Source organism: Streptomyces lonarensis, assembly GCF_012033735.1.
GTDB lineage: Bacteria > Actinomycetota > Actinomycetes > Streptomycetales > Streptomycetaceae > Streptomyces > Streptomyces lonarensis.
The window spans coordinates 1-3,197 of sequence record NZ_JAAVJD010000380.1; the positions used below are offsets into that span (position 1 = coordinate 1).

The window sequence follows — 3,197 nt, forward strand, 5'->3', positions numbered from 1 at the left end:
GGGGGCCGGGCACGGCTCAGGCCGAGGGGTGCGCCACCGCGGCCTGCGCGCGGATCGGCAGCCGGTTGACCGGTCGCCCGGTGGCCGCCCGTACCGCCGCGGCGACCGCGGCGGGGGCCACCACCAGCGGCGCGGCGCTGGCCGACTTGGCGCCGAAGGGCGCGACCACGTCCCGCTCCTCCACCAGCTTCACGATGGTGAGCTCCGGCGCGTCCAGCGCGGTCGGCAGCCCGTAGTCGGTGAGGTCCGGACGGCGCACGGTCCCGCGGGAGACCCGCAGGTGCTCGGTGAGTGCGGCGCCGACCCCCTGCGTCAGCCCGGCCTCCAACCGGGCCCGCAGCTGGCGGGGGTTGAGGACCCGCCCGACGTCCTGCGCCAGGGCGAGCTCCACCACCCGCACCGCCCCGAGCTCCACGTCCACGTCCACCACCGCGCGCACCGCGGCGAAGGCCAGCGAGACGAAGGCGTCGCCCTGCCCGTTGCCGTCGAGCGGCTCGGTCGGATGGGGGCGGCACTGGGCCGTCGCCCACAACTCCTTGCCCTCCAGCGCCTCCGCGACCGTCGTGGAGAGCACGCCGTCGTAGGAGGTGATCTTCCCGTCGGCGATCGACAGCAGTTCGGCGGAGAGCCCGAAGTTCGCCGCCAGCGGCTGCAGCAGCTGGGTGCGGACCATCTTGGCCGCCCGCTCCACCGCGCCGCCGGAGACCCAGGTGTGCCGGCCGCGGCTGCCCGGGCCCGCGGGGGGCTGGTCGGTGTCGACGGAAGCGACGCGGACGTCCTCGACGCCGAGGACCTCCTGCACGATCTGCCGGGCCAGCGTCGTGAACCCCTGCCCCGTCTCGACGGCGGCGCACAGCACGGTGGCGGTGGTGCCCTCGACCTTGACGGTGGCGGTGGAGACCTCGTCGGTGCCCTCGGCGCCCAGCATGTGCACCATGCCGAGCGCGTAGCCGACGCCGCGTCGGGTGGCGCCGGGCTCACCGGCGCCCTCAGGGCCGCCGGGCAGCAGCCAGTCCTCGACCGGCACGTCGCGCGGCAGCGGCGGCAGCGGCGCCTCGCGGACGGCGCTGAGCAGGGTGCCGACCGGCGCCGGGCAGGTGACCGCCTGTCCGGTCGGCAGCGCGTCGCCCGTCGCCATCACGTTGCGGGCGCGCAGCTCCGCCGGTTCGATGCCGAGCCGCGCGGCCAGCTTGTCCATCTGGCCCTCGTAGGCGGCACAGACCTGCATGGCGCCCTCGCCCCGCACATGGCCGGCCGGCGGGTTGTTGGTGCGCACCACCCAGCCGTCCACCACCGCGGCGGGCACCTTGTACGGGCCGGCGGCGAAGGCGACGGCCGCCGCGAGCGCCTCGGAGGAGTCGTCGGCGTACGGCCCCGCGTCGAGGAGGAGTTGCGCCTCGACCTTCACCAACCGGCCCTCGGCGTCGGCATGGTGGCGGTAGCGCAGCAGCGTCGGGTGCCGGTGCGCGTGGCCGAGGAACGACTCGGAGCGGTTGGCGGCCAGCTTCACCGGGTGGCCGGTGCGGATCGCCAGCAGCGCCAGCGGCAGCTGCATGCCCTGGTCCTCGCGGTCGGCGAGGGCGCCGGCGACGCCGGTGACGTACACCTTGACCTGCTCCTGGTGCAGCCCCAGGCAGCCCGCGATCCGGTCGCGGTCGGTGTGCGGGTCGGTGGCGCCGGTGTAGACCTCGACGCCGCCGTCGGGCCGGGGCACGGCGAGCCCGGACTCCGCGCCGATGGGCGCCGGGTCCTGCCGGCCGACGCGGTACAGCCCCTCCACCACGACCTCGCCGGTGGCGGCGGTGTCGCCGTGGCGCAGCGGGATGTGACGGATGACGTTGCCGTCGGGGTGCAGCGGTGCCGCCTCGAACGCCTTCTCGGGGTCGGTGACCGGGTCCAGCACCTCGTACTCGACGGCGATGGCGGCGGCCGCCAGCCGGGCGGTGTCCGGGTGGTCGGCGGCGATCGCGGCGATCGGCTCGCCGTGGTGGCGCACCAGGTCCGAGGCGAAGGGCGGGCGGTCGGTGACCCCGCGCCCCAGCATCGCGCCGGGCGCCACGTCCTCGTGGGTGACGACGGCGCGCACCCCGGGCATCGCGGCGGCGTGGCGGGTGTCGAGGGAAAGGATGCGGGCGTGGGGGTGGGGCGAGCGCAGCACCGCCGCCCACAGCAGCCCCTCGGCCCAGAGGTCGGCGGTGTAGGGGAAGGTGCCGGCCGCCTTGTGCGCGGCGTCGGCGGGGGTGAGCGAGATACCGATGCCGGTGGTGGGAGGGGCCGTCGGCTCCTCGCCGACCCCGAGCCCGGCCGGGTTCAGGGTGACCGTGGTGGCCGCATCGCGCTGGTCCGTCACGCTTCGCCTCCCTCACCCGCGGGGCCGCCCTGGTGCGGCACGCGGGGTACCGACCCGTCCGTCGGGCCGTCCTCGTGGTGCGCGGTCTCCGCCGCGGAGCGCTCCTCGACCACCTGGCGGACCGCGTCCAGGACCCCACGGTAGCCCGAGCAGCGGCAGAGGTTGCCGCACAGGGCGCGCCGCGTCTCCAACTCGCTGGGCCGGTGGTTCCCCTCCAGCAGGTCGTGCACGGTCATCGCCATGCCGGGCAGGCAGAAGCCGCACTGCACGGCGCAGTCGGAGAGGGCGCGCTGCACGTCGGAGGGGGCGCCGTGTTCGCCGAGCCCCTCGACGGTGCGGATCTCGCTGCCCGCGGCGGTGGCCGCCGGCACGAGGCAGGCGGCGACCAGCCGGCCGTCCACCTGCACCGAGCAGGCGCCGCACTCCCCCTGCGAGCAGCCGTCCTTGGCGCCGGCGAGCCCGAGCCGCTCCCGCAGGACGTGCAGCAGCGACTCGCCGATCCACGCCCCGGTGACGGGGCGGTCCACGCCGTTGACGTGGAGGACGTAGGAGACGGTGGGGTGGCCGCTGGGCGCGGTCGGGTCCGGGAGCGGGGGTGGTTCGGGCGCCGGGTGGTGGTCGGCGCCCTCCTCGGGGGCGGGCGGCGCGGCCGGCTCCTCGGCGGGGGCGGCGGTGTCGGGCGCTGCCGGGTTGGTGCCGGCCGGGTCGGTGACGGCCGGGTCGGTGACGGCCGGCTCCTCGGCGGCCGCGGGGGCGGCGCCGTCGCCGGGCTCGGGCTGGGCACGGGGGGCGGAGTCCGCCGCGTGCTCCGGCTCCGGCCGGCCGTCGGCCGGGAGCGGGGCGGTGT

The 3,197-nt window shown here is 77.2% G+C and carries 2 protein-coding genes; both read right to left on the bottom strand.

Going from position 1 to position 3,197, the window contains the following annotated elements; all coding sequences use genetic code 11:
• Positions 1–16: 16 nt before the first annotated feature.
• The gene (locus HCN56_RS24715; protein WP_167974757.1) at positions 17–2,314 is read right to left on the bottom strand and encodes a xanthine dehydrogenase family protein molybdopterin-binding subunit; all 2,298 of its coding nucleotides are present in this window, start codon (positions 2,312–2,314) and stop codon (positions 17–19) included.
• A gap of 32 nt (positions 2,315–2,346) precedes the next feature.
• A partial coding sequence (locus tag HCN56_RS24720) for a (2Fe-2S)-binding protein (RefSeq protein WP_245246999.1) occupies positions 2,347–3,197 on the bottom strand: 851 nt, incomplete at its 5' end.